The organism is Kiloniella spongiae (assembly GCF_001026905.1).
In the GTDB taxonomy this organism is placed as follows: Bacteria; Pseudomonadota; Alphaproteobacteria; order Kiloniellales; family Kiloniellaceae; genus Kiloniella; species Kiloniella spongiae.
Genome location: NZ_LAQL01000006.1, coordinates 89,582 through 111,029, shown reverse-complemented (window position 1 = coordinate 111,029; position 21,448 = coordinate 89,582). Strand labels below are relative to the sequence as shown.

Here is a 21,448-nt window from a genome sequence, read left to right as displayed (position 1 = left end):
AGGAACTAAAGCCTACTGCACCCAAAAGAGCTTGTCATGTTTTAAGTAAATAATCTCAATTATCTTCGTACTTGAGAAGTAGATGGTTCAAATCATTGAACACAGTATAAAACTCTTTGAACTGTTGCAGGAACTTAGTCCATTCCAATCGTGTGTCCAGTTCTTTTAACTCTGCAAAAATTTCGGATAGGTTATTCGTCCCGTCGCATCTTTTTGCAATTGCTGCAGACAGTCGTGGCAAAGGAAGATTGAGCGGAATACCATCCAGGTTACTTTTAAGCGCGGATGTTTTTTTCAAGCTTTCAGCAATAATGTCGGGCTGCATTTCGCGGAAGATCGGGATTGCCTTGTCCGCCTGAGATAGATCGGCAATGGTTTCCTTTTGGCGAGACAGATAGAACACGTGGAGTTTCATGTTGCTGGCAAGTTGTTCAGCTATCGCAGCCTGTTCTAACGGGCATAATGCATGGGCATGTTGAAGAAGCTTTGCGTCTTTTATATAGGTATCGACTTTGTAGCGTATTGGTTCAACAAAAGCTGTGAATTCCAACCCTGATGAAGCAACGAGATCGGCAATCTGTGGAACGGTGTATGCTCTGTCACAGCTATGTAAAAGAAGATCGACAAGCTCTGCATCGCTCGCTTTATGATCAATGACGAAAGGATTGCGGTTAAAGCTGTTTGTTGGGGGCAGTTTTTCCAAAAGGCGACGAGTCAGTTTTACCTTTTCAGCCAGATTTGAACAATCTTTGCCCAGACTACGAAGAAGATCCTGCATGGGGTATACGCCTTCACGGCCATATTCCCCGTAAACCATTATCCCCATACCACCATCTTCTTTGAGAACAGAAGTCAGCGCTTTTAATCCCTGTTCAGGAGAGGTGAGATGGTGCAAAACGCCGCAACAATCTATGTAATCAAACGGCTCCAAGCCGAGGTTTGGTAAATCAAGCAGTGATCCGCTCAGGAAAGTTATATTATTCAGCCCGCGCGCTTTTGCTCTGGCTTCTACAATCGCTCGTGATGCTGAAGAGAGATCAAGATAGGTAACTTGTCCCACTTGGCCTTTTCCATCACCTGATGCATCCGCAAGTTGTTGGGCGAGCATGATGGTTGCATCACCTGTGCCGCCGCCGGCAACCAGAGCCCGAAAAGATTGCGAGAAATCTCGTTTACCGGCAAAAAGATAGTGATTGAGTTCTACGAGATTACTCGGTGACCCTGTGATCAATCTTTTATGTTCATCCGCAGGGTTTCTGGATGGATAAGGGTAGGCTTCGTATTGATCTTGTACTTCTGGTTGAACGGTCATCTTGGTTAAGCAGATTTCTCTGAAAAGTTTACGGGTGCAGATTACTATATGGCAGTGTTTGTATGTAATTCATTGGAAGAAAATTCTCCTCCCTCAAAAGATATGATTGAAAAGAGGAGAGCCTGTTTCTTTAGAAGCGAACGTTTTGTGCAGCGCGAACTTGTCCAACCTGTATACCAGCACGGTTAAACAGGGGAGGCTCCAGAACATCTTTCATTTCCTGCGCCGTTGCGTCGTCGATGATCTTCAGGTGTTTTAAAATCATCCCGATAACAGTTTCGGCTGAGCGGGTAACACCATCATCGGCTTTCAAGGCGATACCTAAGCCGAGTTCCGGAATAATACCGGTGTAAACACCTTCGGCCCCAGTTTTGATCAAAGCACGACCCTTAGTCGCTTCAACAATCTTTGTGCAAAATCTATCTGAGCCGGCGATCATGAAAGGTTCAGCTGCGATTGCTTTGTTGATACGTTGGCATGCTTCCTGACGGGTTTCGGGCTGATCCGAAGGATCTGCAAAACGGGCCATTGCCAAGGCAATGTTCGCAAGGGGGACGCCGATAACCGGTATACCGCAACCATCTACACCACGGGGGGCATCACCAAGATCCATGCCGCACATGGTTTCCATCGCGCCAAGGATATTTTGTTGCAGCGGATGTTCATATTTCACATACCCTTTGAGGTCATATCCAAGCTGCTTACAAACTGTCAGAAAGCCTGTGTGCTTGCCAGAACAGTTGTTGTGGAGGGTTGATTCGGAACCACCACTTTTCAAGAGATCAACCATTGAAGGGATGTGATAGGGAAGGTGAGATCCGCATTCGAGATCTTCTTCAGTGCAGCCAATTTTCTCCAACCACTTTTTTACTGTCTCAACGTGTTCTGGTTGTCCGTCGTGACTGGCACAGGCAATGGATATCTCGGCATCGGTTAGATTGAAAGCATCTGCCGCCCCACTTTCAATAAGAGGTAAGGCCTGCATGCATTTTATAGCCGAACGCCCATAGGTAACTTTTTCATAATCGCCGCCAGATAAAACAACCTTTCCATCTGTATCGACAACCGCATAAGACGCACGATGAATGCTTTCGACCATATTTCCCCGGGTCACTTCGACCATAATCGGGTTATTTTGACCCTCATTTGAGGATGAGTTGTTGTTTTTTGTTAAATCCGACACTAGAAAACTCTTATGTTAAGAACACGAGGCTCAATTCAGATCTACTCTGAACCGAGGGGCTCAACCACCCACTGATTTTTGCGCTGGCATTATAGGCGTAAAGTAATGAAGATTAACAGGCTTAAGAAGGACCTGAATTAAGACTATGGCAGAGAGAACCATGAGAGGATTTTTTGGCATGGGGGTCGAGGGCGGCAGTAAACCCATGAATCTGGGGAATCTGCTTCGGTCGGCACATAGCTTTGGGGCAAGTTTCTTTTTTACCGTTGCACCCCATTATGATGCAAAACAGGTCAAACAATCTGATACTTCAGATGCGGCAAAGACTTTACCGCTCTATAATTTTGACTCTGTCGAGGAAATGGTACTGCCAAAAGGTGTGCAGTTGGTTGGGGTCGAACTTACTGATGAGTCAATCGAACTCCCAAGCTTCCGTCATCCGACGCAAGCGGCGTATGTTTTGGGGCCTGAAAAGGGATCTTTGTCACCGGAAATGCAAGAACGCTGTGACTTTATTGTGAAAATTCCGATGAAGTTCTGTGTGAATGTTGGTGTTGCTGGTGCAATTGTGCTTTATGACAGATTGATCTCTATGGGTAGATTCCCCGGGCGTCCCGTTAATCCTCGGGCCGAAGCGGTTCCTTTACCCAAGCATGTTCAGGGTAATCAGATTATTCGAACAAAAAAAGATTAACCGTCTGGACGAAACTAAAAGACCTGCCTTAGAATTACCTACTTTATGGTTTAGTGGTGAAAACTAAGAAATTTACCGCGCAGAGTATTAGTATAACTGGGAAGATAATGAGTAAGCTATTGTCGATGAAATCCGCCATTCCTATGGCCCTTATGGTATCTGTTTCCTTTGGTCTGTCTGCGACGACAAGTTTTGCTCAGGGAATTAAAGCTATCGGGCAGCACAAAGATTGGACTTCTTACAGCTATACCGAAAATGGTCATAAGGTTTGCTTTATGAATTCGGTTCCTAAAAAAGCTGAAGGGAAGTATAAAAAACGCGGCGATATCTATCTGGTTGTATCCCATAGAACTGGCGAGAAACGCTGGGATGAGATCTCTATTCAGACTGGTTACAGCTATCGTCCGGATTCTCAAGCAACCCTTAGTGTTGGTAAAAGCAGTTATAAATTCTTTACCGCCGGTGACAGCGCCTGGGCCTATACCCAAGAAGACGACCAGAAGGTTATCAAAGCGATGATCAAGGGTTCAAATCTTATTGTCCGTGGTGTTTCCGGGCGTGGTACAAAAACTAAAGATACCTATTCTTTAAGTGGTTTTTCAGCGGCTTATCGGGCTATTAATCAGGCTTGTGGTAAAAAATAGAACTCGTGATACATGTTGTGTGACTGTTTTAATCTGGATAAAACAGTCACTTATAGGCTGATAAATTTACTAAGTACTTTCATTGTTATTAAGCCCATTGGTGTATTCTAAAACCAATGCAAACGGCTGTTATGCAGTCTCTGCAGGGCGAATCCGCTTGAACCCGGCAGTGACTCGCTTTATTTAAGCCTCAATCGCAGATAAAATATCTGCCTTAAGGATTGATGAGCTATGACCACGGCACCTAAAATCACAGACAAAACAGACAAAGCCAAAGAGATCGAGAATACTGCTCAAGCGCCAAATCAGAGTGCGCAGGATAGTAATGCGAGCTCTCGGGGGCATGCGAAGGCTTTTGCACCGCCTTCTTCACATGCGGCTGATGGTCGGAAAATTTTGGTCGGACTGTCTCGTGACGAGTTGGAAGCCGAAGTTCTCAACCTTGGCGAAGCGAAGTTTCGGGCCAAACAGCTGTGGCAGTGGATTTATAATCGAGGCGCTGCATCCTTTGATGAAATGACGTCTTTGGGTAAACCATTTCGCGAAAAGCTGGAAGCCGGTTATGTTGTCGGACGTCCGGAGATTGTGGAAGATTTGATCTCGGTTGATGGAACGCGTAAATGGCTCCTTCGTTTTCCAGATGGAAATGAAGTTGAGACGGTTTTCATTCCCGAAGAAGATCGGGGGACGCTTTGTGTTTCATCACAGGTTGGCTGTACCCTGACGTGTAAATTCTGTCATACGGGTACGCAACCACTCGTTCGTAACCTGTCCCCTAATGAAATTGTTTCCCAGATTATTCACGCCAGAGACGCCATGGAAGAATGGCCAAGCTCCGCACCAGGACGCCGTGTGACAAACATTGTGATGATGGGCATGGGCGAACCGCTTTATAATTATGAAAACGTGAAAGCGGCTTTGAAAATCGTCATGGATGGGGAAGGTTTAACCATCTCAAGACGTCGTATTACACTTTCGACATCTGGTGTTGTGCCTGAAATACGGCGCTGTGGTGTTGATCTGGGGGTGAATTTGGCTGTGTCTCTTCATGCTGTTGATGATGAGACAAGAGGTAAAATTATGCCTATTAACAACAAGTATCCGCTAAAAGAATTGTTGGATGCCTGTCGCGAATACCCGGGGGTTAGCAATTCTCGACGCATTACTTTTGAGTATGTCATGCTCAAGGATGTGAATGATTCCATGGAAGATGCGAAGAAACTTCTTCAAATTCTAAAAGGTATTCCTGCCAAAGTTAATTTGATTCCTTTCAACCCATGGCCAGGATCGTTTTTTGAGTGTTCTTCAAACAATCAGATCCGCCGCTTCTCGAATTACCTTTTTGAAAAAGGCATATCAGCACCGATTCGCACTACACGAGGCGAAGATATTCTTGCCGCCTGTGGTCAGCTAAAGTCCGAATCTGAAAGAAAGCGCAAGACGAAGAAGCCCTGTGCTGCAGAATAGATAAAAGGAAGATATTTTCTGATATCCCAAAAGGTGGTTTTGTTTCCAACCGTTTAACACCTCTATAAAGATCGTTGGTGATTTCAGTTATATTATTGGTCTCATTTGGTGCTTGAGACTTTGGTAACCAAACCCAACCTCCTGATCAAGCAGTTGCTCCGTCGATCAATTCTGATTTTTCTGCGATAATGACATCAAGGCCTGAGGCTGCTGCCGTTATTGTAGCAATTAACCTAGCTGCACCACTGCCAACAATTAATAGATCGCATTTGAGGTTATGATGAGGGGATGTAATTGACATGATGAGCTAGCAAGTTTTTGCTGTCATAATATTGTCAAGATAAGCTTGGCGGTCTGCTTTGCCGTTCAGAACATTTTCAATCCATGCTTTTTGTTCATGCCAAATGATTGCTGTCTCATAGACACATGCAACAATGGGGCGTGTTGAAAACTTGAAAAGCAGCGGTTCATTCGCGTGGGAATATGAGAGTAACTGGCACCAAACATCGTTGTGTGTCCACCACTGGAAGAGAAGCCAGTTAGCTTGTACGCCTTCGTGTAAAACGGTAAATCCCGTTTTGTAAAAAGAACCTTCTTCACGAGTTATTGGTAAAAGGTTGAATATGTGATCTTTTGCAGTTTGTAAAAGATCAGGGGAAAACATATCAGCGCCTTCTGCTCGTTCGTGAGCTTGGATGCCATAGGTTTTGATAGCCCAACCATCTTTTTCCAAGATGCCCATTGATTTCATGCTACGTGGTTTATAGATCGAGAAATTCTTCTGAGTGATCCCACTGGGCCATTGGGCTAAATTTGATGTTCTCATTCATTTTCTCATATTTTGATTATCACGATGATTTTTAATCTCAGTATTGTTTGATATTTCTCATTAACACATTTATTCTGATACAAAAAAGTGAGTAAAACTCAGTGAATCAATGAAATATTCTCATGTAAGGTGTTGGATTGGTAAAATTTCCGCCTATGAATGCTATTAAAGCATTTGAATCTGTTGTTCGGACTGGAAATATGGTTCGAGCGTCAGAAGAGCTGTCGGTATCGCCATCTGCGGTCAGTCATCAGATCAAAACTCTAGAAACTTGGTTTGATAGGCCTCTTTTTGACAGGCAAGGTAGAGACCTGTTGCTTAACGATGCTGGGAGAATTTTTTTTGATCTGGTCCGACCAGCCTTTGAACAGCTTCGAACTGCCGCAAGCCGTCTTACTGAACCACCAACGGGTCGGCTGAAAGTTGTCATTTGTCCGTCATTGGCTTCAATTTGGTTCGCTCCAAGACTTCGTAATTTTGTTGAAAGTCATCCGGAAATCGACGTAGAACTTCATTGCAGACGAGAGATTGTTGATCTGAATGAAGCGGATTTCGATTGTTCTTTGCGTTATTGTGCTTCAGTTCCGGAAAATCATGTGGGCGATATTTTAATGACAGAAGACGTTTTTCCTGTCTGTGCTCCTTCGTTGGCAAAAGGTAATATACCACTTAATTCTCTTGATGATTTGAGACACCACACACTTCTGAACGATGTTTTGGGTGAATCTGGTGTTGTTTCATGTGATTGGGCAAGTTGGTTTTCGGAGGTTGGGATGCCACAACTTATCAGACCAAAAGGTCATGGTTTCTCTGATAGCAATGTTATGTATGAGGCTGCTTGCGAAGGTGTTGGCGTTGCATTAGGTCGTAGTATTTTGGTGGCAGAATTAATTAAACAAGGACGTTTGGTACGACCTCTAGATGTATCACGGCGCTCAAGCCATTCTTGGTATTTCCTATCAACTACGACAAAATTAGATCGTAAAATTTTAGGAACATTTCGCGATTGGCTGATGGAGGTGACGCATTTGACCTTGCAGCACACTTGATTTTTAAGATTAATCTCGATTATGGCAGAATCAAAAAACTCATAGAACAAAAATTATCCTTGTTTTTGCATGATCATATTAAAGCCAAGGGGCGGTTTTGCTTCTTGATTTTCCAGATCCATGCAGAAATTTGAAATGTCCCGGTCAATTTCCCGAATATATTTCAAATTCATATTCAGATTGATTCCCGCCATAAGAATGTCATCCATCTTGTGTTGAAAGCTATAGCTTGGACTTGATTCGTATTCGACATGTCCGAAATAATCCAAACCGACAGTATCCTTCCAAGGATCTTGTTTGAAATAGGAGTAAAGCGGCCTTGAAACGCCGTGGTCATCAGTTTCATACATCAAGAGGACCGGATGCATTTCTTCGGCAATGTAGTACCCACCGGGTTTGATCAAGTTGTGAATGACTTTGAAAAACGCAGAGAGATCAGGCATCCAGCTCATAACGCCGACGGTGGTCAGAACAATATCAAACTGTTCTGAATGTTCATTGGGAATGTCGTAGACATCACTAACGAGCAATTCCATTTTGTCTTGATAATCTGTGGCTTTGATTAGTTCGTTACCTTGATCGATAAAGGCTGAAGCGGCATCAATACCCAATCCAGAACCTGCGCCCATTTTTATAACAGACAGTAGATCTTTTGCATTGTTACAGCATATTTGAGCGACCCGTTTTCCCTGAATATCCAGACGGTTCAATGTTTCTGCGAGCTCAGGTTCCAAAGCATTGAAATCAGTTCGCGTAACGTCTTGTAATAATCGTTGTTGATTTTTCTCTTCATGCCGTGGTGCGGCTTCGTTCCATGAAACACGGTTGGCTTCGGTATAGAATTTTCGATCTTGCATTGGTTTGTTTCTTTATTTTTTAGGCGATATTTAAATATATTGCCGTGATAATGCTGCCACATGATGACAGGTTGCAAGACTAAATAACCTAACAATCCGGAAGTGGCGTCAGTACTCGTTTTGCTTCCGACACCAGTGCTTTTGTTAGTCCCTTCATCGTATCGGTATGTAAATTCCAGATATGCCAATAAAGCGGCACCGGAATTTTATGACCGGGATCTATCGAAACCAAATCGCCGCTATCTATATAAGGTTGGCCCTGTTGATTGGGGATAAGCCCATAGGCAAAACCTTTGAGTAAGGCATCAACAAAACCATCACAGGCCGGGATAAGGTGGTGTGGAAAGTCTGCGATGCCAAATTTTTGTTCCAGATAGCGGTGCTGGAGCGGGTCTTTGCGATTAAAGACAGCAACGGGAATATTTGCAGCATTGTCTTTGTTTAGACCTATTGGAGCATAGTGTTTTACAAACTCGGGCGAGGCCAGGGGTTGATAAATCATCTGTCCCAAAGGAATGCAACGACATCCTTGAACGGCGAGGGGGCTACCACTGATGCAGCCAAGGACTTCACCGGTTCGTAAAAGATGATGGGTTTGTTCCTGATCATCAACTTTGAGTTCCAGCAATACTTTACTGGTTTCTGTGAACTCTTTGACCGCGCCGAAAAACCAGGTGCCAATGGAATCTGCGTTCAGGCCGATGGTGAGGTTGGTAAAGCCTTCGTTATTCTGGTTTTTGAGATCCTCATCCAACTCGTTTTCTAAAAGGCTTACCTGTTTATAGTGTTTAAGCAAACGTTGACCGGATGTCGTTGCAGTTAACGGCGTGCTCCGAATAACCAGTGTTTGCCCAAGGCTGTCTTCGAGTTGTCGCAATCTCTGTGAGACTGCAGATTGGGTAATAAAGAGCTTCTGGGCTGCCTTTTCAAAACTGCCTTCTTCGAGAATGGCGTTCAGCGTAGCGAGTTGTCGGTAATCATACATGGATTAATGCTGCTAATGTTTATTTTGTTATATAAATTTTATTGTAGAGAGCTTTTTGTGGACTGAAAAGATGTATCGAATAGTGACAAAGTTCCGACAAGTTCTGCCAAATGGGAGACCGCAGGTGGCGGAGAAATTGTTTATTGGGCATAGTATGTCCCGCATACCTGATTACATTTCTCTGAAAGCTGATCTAAAGAGGTTGTTATGCCAGATCTAAAGTTGATTATTGCCAATAAAAACTATTCATCCTGGTCTTTGCGTCCCTGGATTGCTCTAAAAGTGAAAGGGATTGAGTTTGAAGAGGTTTTTTCCCAATTTGATGAAGCGACAAGACACAAGCACTTTGCTGAGTTCTCTCCAACCAAGAAAGTGCCTGTTTTAAAAGATGGGGAGATGACAGTTTGGGAATCGCTGGCGATACTTGAATATCTCGCAGAAAAGTTTCCTGATGCGGGGTTCTGGCCTGCTGAGCAATCTGACCGGGCTATGGCCCGATGTATTTCCAATGAGATGCATGGCGGCTTTATGTCTCTGAGAGCAGAGTGCCCCATGAATATGCGCCGCAAGGAAGAATCCATCCGTGTTTCAGAGGGCGTTCACAAAGATGTGCGACGAATTATCGCGATCTGGCGTGATTGTCTGAAAAAGTCCGGTGGTCCTTTTTTATTTGGTGAATTTTGTAATGCTGATGCCATGTTTGCTCCGGTCGTAAACCGCATTGCCAAGTATCAGTTAAGTGACGATCCCGTCGTTAAACGTTATTCCTCTGCAATGACAGAGCTTCCCGCTTGGCAGGAATGGGAAGAGGCCGGAAAGGCAGAACCCTGGATTGTTCAGGAAGACGAAGCATAATTAAATATTCTTATGCAGTATAAATATTATTAGCATTACTTGTTCGTTATGATTGCTTAAATTGAAGCCACTGAGATTAGAACTCAGTGGCTTCAATTGGTTTAATAGGAATGAAATCATGTTAGGGATTGCCGCACCCTTTTTAAAGGGAATGGGTATTGGCGCCGGGTTGATTATTGCAATCGGAGCGCAGAATGCTTTTGTTCTTACTCAAGGGCTTCGTCGTAATAATCAGTACCTTATTGCTTCTCTTTGTAGCCTTATTGATGCGTTACTGATAACCATTGGTGTTGCTGGTATGGGGGTGCTGATCACATCTAACCCCTTGCTTCTTGATTTAGCTGTTTGGAGTGGTGCTCTTTTTCTTTTTGTATATGGAATAAAAGCATTCAAAGCTGCTTTAACACCTGATGTTCTGACAGCACAACAGGATCGTGGGCCTGATACTCTTGTCAAGGCGGTGTTAACGACTTTGGCCGTTAGTTTGCTTAATCCGCATATCTATCTGGATACAGTGATTCTATTGGGATCTATCGGTGGCCAATATCCTGCCGAAACCAGAATATGGTTCGGCCTGGGTGCCGTTGTTTCTTCTTTTGTCTGGTTTTTCTCACTCAGTTTAGGGGCGCAATGGTTGGCCCCTCTGTTCAAGCGTCCGATTGCGTGGTGTATTCTGGACAGCTTTATCGGCATTGTCATGTGGACAATAGCAGTGTCGCTGGTGATGCAAGCTTTATCATAAGCCATGAAAAAGCCCCGAGCACTGTAAATAACTCAGGGCATGGTCTCATCTTTATGTTAATGCCCGCGAACAGAATTGAGGAACTGATCCACATTTTCAGTTAGTAGAGAGCTTTCTTGGTCAATTTTTTGGACACCGTCAATGACCTGTCCCATTGATTGATTTGTTTGACTCAAAGCAGTTGAAACTTCTTGCACTCGTTCAGCAATAACGGAACAGTTATTTGCGGATTGGTTAACAGTCTGGCTGATTTCTCGCGTTGCGCCGCCTTGTTCTTCAACCGCTGTTGATATTCCACCTGCAATATCGTTGATTTCCTTGATGACATTATCAATCTGTTCAGCGGCATCAACCGCGCTGCTAATTTCGTTTTGAATGCTACCGATGAGCGAGCGAATATCTTCCGTTGCCGATGTCGTTTGATTTGAGAGGTTTTTGACCTCGGCGGCAACAACGGCAAAGCCTTTACCTGCTTCACCAGCACGAGCCGCTTCGATGGTTGCGTTCAGGGCAAGCAGATTGGTTTGTTCAGCTATACCGCTGATCATGCTGATGACATTTTCGATCTCTTGTGATCCCTCATTAAGCCGGGAAATATTACCGTTCATTGTCGCTGCACGTTCAACAGCATTGTTTGAACAGTCCGTCGATTTATTCACAAGATTGGAAATTTCGGAAATTGATGCTGAAAGTTCTTCGGTGGCTGCGGCAACAGTGGATATATCATTGGACATGGCTTCACTTGCACCACTGATTTCCTGTGCTTCTTTTTGAGATCCGGCAGCAAGATTTTGCATTTCTTTGGCCTGATCCCGCATAACAGTTACATTGCTAGAGAGGATATTGATAGATGAACCGACAGAAGCATCAAAATCATTGGCCATATTTTCCGCATTCAGACGCTTTTCATCTTCCAAGCGTGCTTCACTAAGCTCTTGTTCCGCTTTCAATGCTTCTGCTTCACGGGACACATTCCGAAGCTGCGCCAAGGCAAAGCCCATTTTGCTGATCTCGTCATTTCCATTGCGCATGATACTGGTGGTGAGATCACCATTGGCAATTTGTTCCATAGAAAGAACAAGTCCCATTAATCGGCTTAGGAGAGACCGGACGACGTAAAGCCACCCGATTAGAACAGAGATAATCAAAGAGGCCGCGGCAATGACAATCATGATGATTTCGGTCTGTTCGGATGATGCTTTATTGTCCTGTGCTGTAGAGGCAATGTCTGCCTCGGTGATGTTAACCAACTCGCTGATTTGGCCGGATAGATTTTCGGCGATTGTTCTGGTTTCTGCCATAATCGCGTTGCTTTTGTTTTGTGCGGTCAATTCGGCTTTGCGAAGAGAGAAAATGTTGTCTTGGAGATCGCCTTTACTGCCGAGAGTTAAAAGATTTTGAAAGAGATCCGAAAGCTTATCTACCTTTTGGGTTTGGGCCAGTTTAGAAAGCGGTGTTGCCATTGACCCCAAAGATACGAGGAACAGTTGCTCAATTTTCTCAATATCTTCCAGAGTATTGGTTTGTCCACCTTCGGCAAGAAGGCCAATTAGAAGGTTGGTTGAACCTTTAAAATCAAGAAGGCCCTGTTGAAGTTGGAAAAGTTGGAGAGGTTCACCTTCGCCGTCAATAACGCCAAGCCGCACCTTGATCAGGTGAGGTGATATTTCTTTGGCGACCAGTTCTCTATAAGATGAAAGTTCTTTACCTAATTCTTCCCTTCGCAAAGCATAGGTCTGTTTTTCGTTACCGAGCTCGCGGAGTTCGTTAATCTTTGGGCCAATATCCCCCAGACTTTTCTGGATGTTATTGACTGTTTCCTGGCTGAAATTCAACTCACCTAAGCTGGAAAGGTGGCTTTGGGCAGATAAAATAGAGCTTTGTAATTCCAGAAAACGTTGATCTCTTTGAGCAGTATTTGCAGCAGATTCAAGTAAAGGAGCCGTGGCGGCTAACCTTGATATCTCTTCTGACAGTTTAAGCGCAGAAGTAATGGCAGGAACGGTTTCTTCTGTCAGGGCTTCCTGTGTTTCTGTCAGTTTGGTGAGGTTGTACCAACTGATGAAGCTAACCAGTATAGTCATGGCCGCGACAACACCAAAGGAGAGGATAAGACGTTTACCAATACCAAATTTTATTTGTGGTGCTTCTTCTGTTGTTTGTTGTATTGGAGTGTTTTCCTCAAGTGCATCATTTATCTGTGCGATGCTTGCAGAGGTATCCTTAGGGGGAGGCAAAGTTGGATCTGTTTCAGATAGATTATCTATTTGATTTTCCCTTGTTTCCTCTTCATGGGAATTCTTAACATTAGGGGCATCCATACCTGTAACTCCTTAACCGCACAATCATCACATTTACTAAAATTTGATCAGAAGCTTAAAGGGCAAAAGGTAAATAATTTGTCATGATGGTTAAATTTTTTGTTCCCCTTGTGTAATGATGAAATAAATTAATGCAAAACAATGCGTTAAATGCAAAAAAATAGTTAAGTGAAGTAATTAGAGTCTCTTGTTGGTTATGACTTTCTTCGGATATCGCACTTGATCAATCCCCCCTAGGGGGATAATCTATGAGATAACAAATTTATCTCTTTGTAAGACCTTTTGTTATGCTCAATGTTCTAAAAAACAAAACCTATCGAAATTTGTTTGCAGCTCAGGTTTTGTCACTAATGGGCAGTGGATTGACGACGGTGGCACTTGGCCTTCTTGCTTATGATTTAGCGGGGGCAAATGGGGGTGCTGTTTTGGGAACTGCGTTAGCACTTAAGATGGTTGCTTATGTCGGGATTGCCCCTGTTGTGGGGGCGTTTGCTGATAGATTTCCACGCAAAAGCTTTTTAGTTACTCTGGATTTGTGTCGCGCAGGGATGGTTTTATTTTTGCCGTTTGTGACAGAGGTCTGGCAAATCTATCTACTGGTGTTTTTATTCCAGTCTTTTTCTGCGGCCTTTACCCCGACCTTTCAGGCGACCATCCCTGATGTCTTGCCGGAGGAGGGCGATTTTACAAAGGCTCTTTCCCTTTCACGTCTGGCTTATGATTTCGAAGCTTTATTGAGCCCGCTTCTGGCTGGATTGTTACTATCTGTTATGAGTTTTCACTGGTTGTTTTTAGGTACAATTATTGGCTTTCTGGCTTCAGCTTTATTTGTCGTTTCAGTAACCTTACCAAAAATCGAACCAACGGAAGAAGAACAAAACTTCTTCAAAAAAGTATCACGGGGAACAAGAATTTATCTTGCGACTCCTCGATTGCGGGGTTTGCTTGCGCTGAGTTTTGCTGTGTCTGCAGCAGGTGTCATGGTTATTGTAAACACCATTGTTTATGTGCGTGAAGTCCTTGGCGGGAGCGAGGGGGATGTTGCCGTTTTTCTGGGTGCTGCGGGGTTTGGCTCTATGTGCGTCGCTTTAAGTTTACGAAAAATACTTGATGCGTTCGAGCCCAGATCCATTATGCTTCTAGGGGCGGTAATTTTACTCCTGACTCTTATCGCAGGCTCGTTAGAACTGACTTATAGTCTTGCTTTGGTGGTCTGGTGTCTGATTGGGGTTGGGACTTCCTTGATCCAAACACCGGGTGGTTTGCTCTTAAAGCGTTCCGCGCACAAGCAAGATCTACCAGCCTTATTTGCTAGTCACTTTGCTTTGTCTCATGCCTGTTGGCTTATAGCCTATCCGGTCGCTGGCTGGTTGGGTTTGTATCTTGGTTTATCAGAAACGTTTCTTGTAAGTGCTGGTGGTGTGTTTGGTGGGCTTGTCGTTGCGATGATCCTTTGGCCGGCAAATGATAGTGCTGTGTTAACCCATATGCATCCCGAAGTATCTCATTTACATCTGCATACACATGATGAACATCACCAACACAAACATGAAGGCTGGGAAGGGCCGGAACCACATCGTCATCCACATTACCACCCCAAACAGGTACACAAGCATGCCTTTGTGATTGATAGCCATCATGAACTCTGGCCGAATAGAAATTAGTCCTTGTTGATCAAGCTGACGTCACAGAACTGTGACGTGCTGTGTTTTTACCCCGTAATGATCTCTGCTTACCTTGAGGGTGTTCGAAGGTCGCGAGGATATTATGGTCTTTATTTCTGCACGAAGGGCTTTTGCCCTACTGTTGTCTATGTTCCTCTGTGTGTTACCACTGCACCTTCAGGCTCAAGACGTTCAACATTCCTCTCTTCTTGTTGAACAGAGCTTGCAGGTTTTAGTGGGCAGTCGTGAAGATCGTAATAAAGTCCTCGCGATTTTCGAACAACGCGGGAAGACAGATGTGGTTCCGGCTTTGATACAGGTGCTTCGTTTTCAGCCTAACAGTACCCAGCTCAGATCGACACTGGTTTCCTTGACGGGGCAGCCGGATCAGAATTGGGGCGATTGGATGCTTTGGCAGGAAGACCACCCCGAGATTAAACCCTTTGACGGTTTTGATGTATTCAAAGCGCGTGTAACACAACTTATCGATCCAAATTTTGCTGATTTTCTTTATCCGGGCGTTCGTCATTCAATCCGCTTAGAAGAAATAGCATGGGGTGGCGTACATAAGGACGGTATTCCCTCACTGGATAATCCAGAAATGATCCCCGCGAAAAAAGCTGACTACATGCGCGATGATGATCTGGTATTTGGCATTTCCATTAATGGCGATACCAGGGCTTACCCGTTACGCATTATGAACTGGCATGAAATGTTCAATGATGTCATTGGGGGAGTTCCGGTTGCCTTGGCTTATTGTACGCTTTGCGGGTCGGGTATTCTGTACGAAACTGATTTGGGTGACGGAAAAGAGCCGATGGTATTCGGATCATCTGGTTTTCTCTATCGCTCAAACAAGCTTATGTTTGACAGACGAACACATTCGCTGTGGAACCAGTTTACAGGACGCCCTGTCGTGGGGACTTTAACGGGCACAGATCTGGAACTTAAAACTCGACCCGTGACTATTACAAGTTGGGAACAGTGGAAGGTTCATCATCCAAAAACAACAGTTCTGGATATAGATACAGGATATCGAAGAGACTATGGATCCGGTGTTGCTTACAGAGAGTATTTTGCTTCATCGGAACTCATGTTTCCGGCTTTGGTGGATCAAAGTGAAAATGCGGCAAAATCCTATGTTTTTGTTTTACGTTTACAAAGCAAAGAACAGGCTTGGCCTCTCTCGAAATTTCGCGATGACCACATTATTCAGGATAAGGTTGGGGAACAAAAAGTTATCTTGATTGGGAATGAGAAGACAAGAACGGTTCGAGCCTACACCGGTAATGATGAAGTGTTTTCTCTCGCTGAAAAAGCGGGTTATCTTGAGAGTGATAGCGGTAGTTGGGGGATTACGGAAGATGCGTTAGTTGCTGAAGATGGCCGTAAACTGAAACGCTTGCCGGGACATGTTTCCTACTGGTTTGCCTGGAACAACTATAGTCAATCCGGGGCTTTTGCTGATTAATGTTCTACCTTGTCTGATCTTTTGAAGTACAGAGCAACATGGTCAACAAAGGCCTTAACCCTGGGGGCTAAATGACGTCTATGCGGATAAATCACATAGGCACTTCTGTCATAAGCTTCAAATCCCTCAAGGAGACGTACAAGGTGGCCTGTGGCAAGATCTTCTTTGACGGTAGAAATGAGACACATACCGATACCGTGGCCTTCTAAAGTCATTTTTCTTATGGGTTGTGCGGCGTTTACACGTGCCCGGGGCTTGATGGTCAGTGCTGTCTTTTTTCCATCGATGATAAAATCCAGTTGATTGGTCGGGCTGATGGTTGATCCAAGAATACAATCGTGGTCGATAAGTTGATTCGGATGTGTTGGCGTGCCCCGTTCTTTCAGATAATCAGGGGTAGCACAAAGCAGGTATTTGTATTTCGCGAGGTGTCTCGCGATGAGACTGCTATCGTTGAGCGCTCCCAATCTTATCGCGACATCAATCCCCTCTTGAATAATATCCACGGTTCTTTCTTCCAGCCTTAAATCCAGAGTGACTTCGGGATGACGCTTCATAAAGTCATTGGCGCAATCGACGACAATTTCTTCGCCCAAAACTCTGGGGGCTGTGACGCGAAGATGCCCTTTTATCGTATCTGTTTGTTCGCTTACGAGATCGAGTAATTCATCGCTTTGTTCAATAATTAACAGGGATCGATCGTAAAAGGCTTGTCCGAGTTCTGTGACGCTTACTTTGCGTGTTGTGCGGTTCAGTAGGCGAGCTTGAATTTTTTCTTCAAGGTTTTTGACGTGCTTGCTGGTGAGCATTGTTGAAATGCCCAAGCTCTTTGAAGCTGCTGTGAAACTGCCATGTTCTACGACTGCGGCGAAAACACGCATACTCTTAAGTGTATCCATTATTATATCTATTTTGTTTATAATTATGTCCAATATGCATGGGTAGTAAGTAAATATCTAGCTAATTATCTTATCTTCAGATGGACGGGTAACTTTCCGTTTTTCAAATAATTCACTCATATTTTGATTTAAGCCTCTAAGGATTAGAAGAATGATTAAATTATATCGTCATGCACTTTCCGGTCATGCACATCGTGTTGAGCTGTTTCTCTCTTTGCTGGACCTTGAGTATGAACTGGTTGATGTCGATCTGATGGCTGGCGCCCATAAGGATACTGAATTTTTGAAAATGCATCCCTTTGGGCAGGTCCCTGTTCTTGATGATAACGGTGTTGTTCTGTGGGATTCCAATGGCATTCTTGTCTATCTGGCCCGCACATACGGTGGTGATGCCTGGAGCTTGGGTTCCGCACAGGAAGAGGCTGTAATTCAGGGCTGGCTTTCTATCGCAGCCGGGCCAATTGCATCTGGTCCTGCGACAGCGCGATTGGTTAAAGTGTTTGGGGCAAATCTGGATCACGATGTTGCCAAAGCACGTGCAACGGCACTTTTTGATACGATGAACAAGATTCTTGATGGACAGAGCTATTTGGTTGGGGAGAAGGTGAGCATCGCTGATGTTGCTGCTTATACTTATATCGCTCACGCTCCTGAGGGCGATGTTTCTCTTGATTCTTACCCCAATATCCAGGCTTGGATTTCCAAAGTTGAAGCCCTGCCAAATTTTGTTGGCATGCAAAAAACACCTTTGAGTGATGCGGCCTGATCACAGGTTTAAATGCGGGCTCTGAATAAATTTGATGTTCAGAGCCTTTTTTCTCTTCACAAAATAATAAGCGCGAATAGGGAGTTCTGTTATGGATACATCCTTTTTTGATCCTAAAGCCACGCCCTTTCACAAAGGGGAACTGGCGATACAGCGACGCCTGGGGGTTTTGGAGAATGTTCATCACTACGCCCCTAAATTTGTGCGCAATTTTTTACCGGATCAACATCGTGAATTTTATGGGCAATTGCCGCAAATTGTTGTGGGATCATTGGATGAGCAAGGACGTCCATGGGCGTCAATGGTTATTGGTCAAGCTGGCTTTATCAGTTCACCTGACCGAGAAACTCTGGTTATTAATAATGCACCTTTATCGGGTGATCCCCTGTCTGAAAATCTGGAAGTTGGATCTCCGCTGGGCTTTTTGGGAATTGAGTTCCAGACGCGGCGGAGAAACCGCTTGGCAGGCAAGGTCCGGGGCCGAACAGATCAAAAGGGGTTTTCAGTTAAAGTAGATCAAAGCTTTGGCAACTGTCCGCAATATATTCAAGCGCGAACCCCTGTTTATGATCAAAGCCCAAATCAAAAAAAGCTAAGTCAAAAAAAAACAAGCGAGAAAATTCTTCAAACTTTAGGAATAAGCCCGGAAAAGCGTTCTGAGGTCTTGGATAAGACGGCTAAAGGGATCATTGGCAAAGCGGATACCTTCTTTATTGCGTCTGCTTATTTCCCGGATAACAGTGATCATCGCTTTGGGGTGGATGTGTCCCATCGTGGCGGTAAACCCGGATTTTTGAAAGTCGTTGATGACAAAACGTTATTGTTTCCCGATTTTCCGGGGAACAACCACTTTAATACTTTTGGCAATATAGAACTGTATCCAAAGGCTGGTTTGCTGGTTCCCGATTTCGAAACAGGCGATCTTCTCTATATCACTGGGCTAGCTGAAGTTATCTGGGATGGTCCGGAAGTTCAGGTTTTTGCTGATGCTCAACGTATAGTTCAAATCAAGGTGGAAGAGGTTCGACTGGTTGAACAGAGTCTGCCGATGTCTTGGAACTTCGAAAGCTATTCTCCTTCTCTTGATCTAACAGGTACTTGGGAAGAAGCAGAAGAGGCGCTCTCGACTTCAAAGGATCGGAATGCATGGCGGCGCTATGTGGTCGCTAAAATAGAGCAAGAAAGTGAAAGTATTTCATCCTTTTATCTTGTACCGGAAGATAAAAGGACATTGGCGAGGTATGAACCCGGCCAACACTTACCGATCCGGGTTAGTATGCCGAGAGCTTCATCGAAGGAAGAAGATAAAGAAGTAAGAAGAACCTATACAATCTCGAATGCTTTTAACGGTCGTTATTATCGTCTTTCAATCAAACGCGAAGAAGCTGGATTAGTTTCGAGACATTTCCATGATCGTATAAAACCGGGAGATATCATTGAAGCGCAAGCGCCGCGCGGTGATTTTTATCTGGATAAAGAAAGTACGCGTCCTGTGGTTTTTCTCTCTGGCGGTGTCGGTGTGACGCCAATGATGGCCATGGCCGAAGCTTTATTGGAGCAAGAGAAAAAATTCCCTCGTGGGCGTAAAATCTATTTTCTTCATGGAACGAAGAATGGGAATGGGCATGCTTTTGGTAAATATACAAACGCTCTGTCCACATGGTTTGACTGCTTTGAAGTATACAATGTTTATTCTCAGCCGGGATCTGTCGATGTTTTGGGTAGCGGACTTCAAGCCAAAGGGCGCATTGGTTCAAGTTTTTTGAGAGAGCATCTGCCTCTTGATGATTATGATTTTTACCTCTGTGGCCCTGAAGGATTCATGCAATCTCTCTACAAAGCTTTGGGGGGATTAGGGGTGCGTGAGGAACGTATTCGTTATGAAACCTTTGGCCCTTCAATGGTACTCAAATCTTCTCAGGGGTTAAAAACGGGTATTGCAGAAGACAGTGGTAGCTTGGAAATGGCTGATCATGGCGACCTTCCCCAAGAACCTGTTATGGTCCGCTTCATGTCGACAGATCAAGCAGTAGAATGGCGTCCTGAAAAGGGGAGCTTGTTACAGTTGGCTGAAGAAAACGGTATATTTCCGGACTTTTCCTGTCGATCCGGGAATTGCGGTGCCTGCGTAACGAAGTTGAAAGCCGGATCTATTTGTTATCCGAAGGGGTACTCAGCAGGAATCACAGACGATGAGATTCTGTTATGTTCTGCCGTGCCACAAAAGCCAGCAGGTTATTCTGATGATGAGAGTGAAGTCGTATTGGACCTCTAGGTAAATAGACTAATTTGATTAGGTAAAATAATTGCAGTTTTCACTGTAATTCCTGCTGACAATACTTGCTCTGGATCAGGATTTACCTATACTCCCGGCAGATTTACCGAAAAACGGCACTTATGCCTTCTTGCGGCATAGCCACTATTTGCAGAGGCGTGAACTCTTATGGGCGATATCAAAAAAGTCGTACTTGCCTATTCAGGCGGACTTGATACTTCAGTTATCCTGAAATGGCTTCAGGAAACCTATAACTGTGAAGTTGTGACTTTCACTGCTGATCTTGGTCAGGGTGAAGAGCTGGAACCAGCACGCAAAAAAGCAGAAGCTTGTGGCGTTAAAGATATTTATATCGAAGATGTTCGTGAAGAGTTTGTCAGCGATTTTGTCTTCCCGATGTTCCGCGCCAATGCTGTTTACGAAGGCGTTTATCTGTTGGGAACGTCAATCGCTCGTCCGCTGATTTCCAAGCGTTTGATTGAGATTGCCGAAGAAACAGGTGCTGATGCTGTTGCTCACGGTGCGACGGGCAAAGGAAATGACCAGGTTCGTTTCGAGCTAAGCTGCTACGCGCTGAACCCGGATATCAAGGTTATCGCTCCTTGGCGCGAATGGGATCTGACATCTCGTACAAAGTTGATCGATTTTGCCGAAAAACACCAAATTCCGATCGCGAAAGACAAGCGTGGTGAAGCACCGTTTTCTGTTGATGCCAACCTTCTGCATACCTCTTCAGAAGGTAAGGAAATGGAAGATCCATGGGTCGCGCCGGGTGAACATGTTTATCAGCGCATTGTTTCACCAATGGATGCGCCGGACGAAGCCACTGAAATCACCATTGAATTCAAAAAAGGTGATGCCGTTGGAATCAATGGTCAAAAAATGTCCCCTGCCGAAATTCTTACCAAGTTGAATGAACTTGGCGGTGCAAATGGTATCGGACGTCTTGACCTTGTTGAAGGCCGCTTTGTTGGCATGAAATCTCGTGGTATTTATGAAACACCAGGCGGCACAATTCTTCTGACGGCACACCGTGCGATCGAATCAATTACGCTCGATCGTGGTGCAATGCATCTAAAAGACGAACTGATGCCGAAATATGCCGAGCTTATCTATAACGGTTTCTGGTTCAGTCCAGAGCGTGAAATGCTACAGGCTATGATTGATAAGTCACAGGAGCATGTAGAAGGTAATGTGCGTTTGTCTCTCTATAAAGGTAATGCGATTGTTACTGGACGTGAGTCTGCGAAGTCACTCTATAGCCTTGAACATGTAACCTTCGAAGAAGATACTGTTTATGACCAGCGCGATGCAGAAGGCTTTATCAAGCTGAATGCCCTGCGGTTGAAGCTGTTGAATAAACAAAGATAATTTCGTGATAGATTTTCAGATAAAAAAGCCCTGCGATTGCGGGGCTTTTTGTTTTTGGGAGAAA

At 44.4% G+C, this 21,448-nt stretch carries 19 protein-coding genes; 11 read left to right on the top strand and 8 right to left on the bottom strand.

Annotated elements, in window-relative coordinates:
* Positions 1-55 precede the first annotated feature (55 nt).
* Together WH96_RS09450 and WH96_RS09445 are read right to left on the bottom strand one after the other, a co-directional pair.
* Positions 56-1,312, bottom strand: a complete 1,257-nt coding sequence (locus WH96_RS09450) for a class I SAM-dependent methyltransferase (protein ID WP_047763923.1) — start codon at positions 1,310-1,312, stop codon at positions 56-58.
* Positions 1,313-1,442: 130 nt separating this feature from the next.
* Positions 1,443-2,495: an asparaginase gene (locus tag WH96_RS09445; protein WP_047763922.1), complete on the bottom strand. Its 1,053-nt coding sequence runs from the start codon at positions 2,493-2,495 to the stop codon at positions 1,443-1,445.
* Positions 2,496-2,655: 160 nt separating this feature from the next.
* On the opposite strand from WH96_RS09445, the gene WH96_RS09440 reads away from it, so the two are divergent.
* The 3 genes from WH96_RS09440 to rlmN all read left to right on the top strand — a co-directional run bounded on the left by WH96_RS09440 (position 2,656) and on the right by rlmN (position 5,300).
* Entirely contained in the window at positions 2,656-3,189 is a 534-nt protein-coding gene (locus WH96_RS09440) for an RNA methyltransferase (protein ID WP_047763921.1), read from the top strand.
* Between the two features lie 107 nt (positions 3,190-3,296).
* Complete coding sequence (locus tag WH96_RS09435; protein WP_047763920.1) at positions 3,297-3,833, top strand: invasion associated locus B family protein; 537 nt, start codon at positions 3,297-3,299, stop codon at positions 3,831-3,833.
* A gap of 231 nt (positions 3,834-4,064) precedes the next feature.
* Positions 4,065-5,300 (top strand): 23S rRNA (adenine(2503)-C(2))-methyltransferase RlmN, encoded by a 1,236-nt coding sequence (gene rlmN / locus WH96_RS09430; protein WP_082130410.1) that lies wholly within the window; start codon positions 4,065-4,067, stop codon positions 5,298-5,300.
* A gap of 145 nt (positions 5,301-5,445) precedes the next feature.
* On the opposite strand, the gene WH96_RS21965 is transcribed toward rlmN, so the two are convergent.
* Together WH96_RS21965 and WH96_RS09425 are read right to left on the bottom strand one after the other, a co-directional pair.
* Positions 5,446-5,601: an FAD-binding protein gene (locus tag WH96_RS21965; protein ID WP_156176766.1), complete on the bottom strand. Its 156-nt coding sequence runs from the start codon at positions 5,599-5,601 to the stop codon at positions 5,446-5,448.
* A gap of 6 nt (positions 5,602-5,607) precedes the next feature.
* Positions 5,608-6,126 carry a hypothetical protein gene (locus tag WH96_RS09425; RefSeq protein WP_156176765.1) on the bottom strand — a complete coding sequence of 173 codons (519 nt, stop codon included), beginning with the start codon at positions 6,124-6,126 and terminating at the stop codon, positions 5,608-5,610.
* A 158-nt stretch (positions 6,127-6,284) separates the two neighbouring features.
* Between WH96_RS09425 and WH96_RS09420 the strand changes: the two genes are divergently transcribed.
* Positions 6,285-7,178: a LysR substrate-binding domain-containing protein gene (locus WH96_RS09420; protein WP_053005803.1), complete on the top strand. Its 894-nt coding sequence runs from the start codon at positions 6,285-6,287 to the stop codon at positions 7,176-7,178.
* Positions 7,179-7,231: 53 nt separating this feature from the next.
* Here WH96_RS09420 and WH96_RS09415 read toward each other — a convergent pair whose 3' ends face one another.
* Positions 7,232-8,035: a class I SAM-dependent methyltransferase gene (locus tag WH96_RS09415; RefSeq protein WP_047763918.1), complete on the bottom strand. Its 804-nt coding sequence runs from the start codon at positions 8,033-8,035 to the stop codon at positions 7,232-7,234.
* An 88-nt stretch (positions 8,036-8,123) separates the two neighbouring features.
* On the bottom strand, positions 8,124-9,020 hold the full coding sequence (locus WH96_RS09410) for a LysR family transcriptional regulator ArgP (RefSeq protein WP_047763917.1): 897 nt from the start codon (positions 9,018-9,020) through the stop codon (positions 8,124-8,126).
* Positions 9,021-9,227: 207 nt separating this feature from the next.
* On the opposite strand from WH96_RS09410, the gene WH96_RS09405 reads away from it, so the two are divergent.
* Together WH96_RS09405 and WH96_RS09400 are read left to right on the top strand one after the other, a co-directional pair.
* The gene (locus WH96_RS09405) at positions 9,228-9,875 is read left to right on the top strand and encodes a glutathione S-transferase family protein (RefSeq protein WP_047763916.1); all 648 of its coding nucleotides are present in this window, start codon (positions 9,228-9,230) and stop codon (positions 9,873-9,875) included.
* Positions 9,876-9,993: 118 nt separating this feature from the next.
* Complete coding sequence (locus tag WH96_RS09400; protein WP_047763915.1) at positions 9,994-10,617, top strand: LysE/ArgO family amino acid transporter; 624 nt, start codon at positions 9,994-9,996, stop codon at positions 10,615-10,617.
* A gap of 56 nt (positions 10,618-10,673) precedes the next feature.
* Here WH96_RS09400 and WH96_RS09395 read toward each other — a convergent pair whose 3' ends face one another.
* Positions 10,674-12,938, bottom strand: a complete 2,265-nt coding sequence (locus WH96_RS09395; protein ID WP_047763914.1) for a methyl-accepting chemotaxis protein — start codon at positions 12,936-12,938, stop codon at positions 10,674-10,676.
* Positions 12,939-13,225: 287 nt separating this feature from the next.
* On the opposite strand from WH96_RS09395, the gene WH96_RS09390 reads away from it, so the two are divergent.
* Positions 13,226-14,602, top strand: coding sequence for an MFS transporter (locus WH96_RS09390; RefSeq protein WP_047763913.1), 1,377 nt, complete (start codon positions 13,226-13,228; stop codon positions 14,600-14,602).
* Positions 14,603-14,705: 103 nt separating this feature from the next.
* The gene (locus tag WH96_RS09385; protein ID WP_047764231.1) at positions 14,706-16,073 is read left to right on the top strand and encodes a DUF3179 domain-containing protein; all 1,368 of its coding nucleotides are present in this window, start codon (positions 14,706-14,708) and stop codon (positions 16,071-16,073) included.
* On the opposite strand, the gene WH96_RS09380 is transcribed toward WH96_RS09385, so the two are convergent.
* The gene (locus WH96_RS09380) at positions 16,070-16,972 is read right to left on the bottom strand and encodes a LysR family transcriptional regulator (RefSeq protein WP_047763912.1); all 903 of its coding nucleotides are present in this window, start codon (positions 16,970-16,972) and stop codon (positions 16,070-16,072) included. The genes WH96_RS09385 and WH96_RS09380 overlap by 4 nt on opposite strands.
* A gap of 151 nt (positions 16,973-17,123) precedes the next feature.
* Between WH96_RS09380 and WH96_RS09375 the strand changes: the two genes are divergently transcribed.
* From WH96_RS09375 to WH96_RS09365, 3 genes are all read left to right on the top strand, one after another.
* Positions 17,124-17,738 (top strand): glutathione S-transferase family protein, encoded by a 615-nt coding sequence (locus WH96_RS09375; RefSeq protein ID WP_047763911.1) that lies wholly within the window; start codon positions 17,124-17,126, stop codon positions 17,736-17,738.
* Between the two features lie 91 nt (positions 17,739-17,829).
* Positions 17,830-20,013 carry a 2Fe-2S iron-sulfur cluster-binding protein gene (locus WH96_RS09370; RefSeq protein WP_047763910.1) on the top strand — a complete coding sequence of 728 codons (2,184 nt, stop codon included), beginning with the start codon at positions 17,830-17,832 and terminating at the stop codon, positions 20,011-20,013.
* A gap of 168 nt (positions 20,014-20,181) precedes the next feature.
* Positions 20,182-21,384 (top strand): argininosuccinate synthase, encoded by a 1,203-nt coding sequence (locus tag WH96_RS09365; RefSeq protein WP_047763909.1) that lies wholly within the window; start codon positions 20,182-20,184, stop codon positions 21,382-21,384.
* Positions 21,385-21,448 lie beyond the last annotated feature (64 nt).

Excerpts from the sequence above, each read along its gene's own strand:
- WH96_RS09375 (WP_047763911.1), top strand. The coding sequence starts at position 17,124 with ATGATTAAATTATATCGTCATGCACTTTCCGGTCATGCACATCGTGTT.
- WH96_RS09450 (WP_047763923.1), bottom strand. The coding sequence starts at position 1,312 with ATGACCGTTCAACCAGAAGTACAAGATCAATACGAAGCCTACCCTTAT.
- rlmN (WP_082130410.1), top strand. The coding sequence starts at position 4,065 with ATGACCACGGCACCTAAAATCACAGACAAAACAGACAAAGCCAAAGAG.
- WH96_RS09390 (WP_047763913.1), top strand. The coding sequence starts at position 13,226 with ATGCTCAATGTTCTAAAAAACAAAACCTATCGAAATTTGTTTGCAGCT.
- WH96_RS09400 (WP_047763915.1), top strand. The coding sequence starts at position 9,994 with ATGTTAGGGATTGCCGCACCCTTTTTAAAGGGAATGGGTATTGGCGCC.
- WH96_RS09405 (WP_047763916.1), top strand. The coding sequence starts at position 9,228 with ATGCCAGATCTAAAGTTGATTATTGCCAATAAAAACTATTCATCCTGG.
- WH96_RS09435 (WP_047763920.1), top strand. The coding sequence starts at position 3,297 with ATGAGTAAGCTATTGTCGATGAAATCCGCCATTCCTATGGCCCTTATG.
- WH96_RS21965 (WP_156176766.1), bottom strand. The coding sequence starts at position 5,601 with ATGTCAATTACATCCCCTCATCATAACCTCAAATGCGATCTATTAATT.
- WH96_RS09425 (WP_156176765.1), bottom strand. The coding sequence starts at position 6,126 with ATGAGAACATCAAATTTAGCCCAATGGCCCAGTGGGATCACTCAGAAG.
- WH96_RS09440 (WP_047763921.1), top strand. The coding sequence starts at position 2,656 with ATGAGAGGATTTTTTGGCATGGGGGTCGAGGGCGGCAGTAAACCCATG.
- WH96_RS09420 (WP_053005803.1), top strand. The coding sequence starts at position 6,285 with ATGAATGCTATTAAAGCATTTGAATCTGTTGTTCGGACTGGAAATATG.
- WH96_RS09415 (WP_047763918.1), bottom strand. The coding sequence starts at position 8,035 with ATGCAAGATCGAAAATTCTATACCGAAGCCAACCGTGTTTCATGGAAC.
- WH96_RS09370 (WP_047763910.1), top strand. The coding sequence starts at position 17,830 with ATGGATACATCCTTTTTTGATCCTAAAGCCACGCCCTTTCACAAAGGG.
- WH96_RS09395 (WP_047763914.1), bottom strand. The coding sequence starts at position 12,938 with ATGGATGCCCCTAATGTTAAGAATTCCCATGAAGAGGAAACAAGGGAA.
- WH96_RS09410 (WP_047763917.1), bottom strand. The coding sequence starts at position 9,020 with ATGTATGATTACCGACAACTCGCTACGCTGAACGCCATTCTCGAAGAA.
- WH96_RS09385 (WP_047764231.1), top strand. The coding sequence starts at position 14,706 with ATGGTCTTTATTTCTGCACGAAGGGCTTTTGCCCTACTGTTGTCTATG.
- WH96_RS09365 (WP_047763909.1), top strand. The coding sequence starts at position 20,182 with ATGGGCGATATCAAAAAAGTCGTACTTGCCTATTCAGGCGGACTTGAT.
- WH96_RS09380 (WP_047763912.1), bottom strand. The coding sequence starts at position 16,972 with ATGGATACACTTAAGAGTATGCGTGTTTTCGCCGCAGTCGTAGAACAT.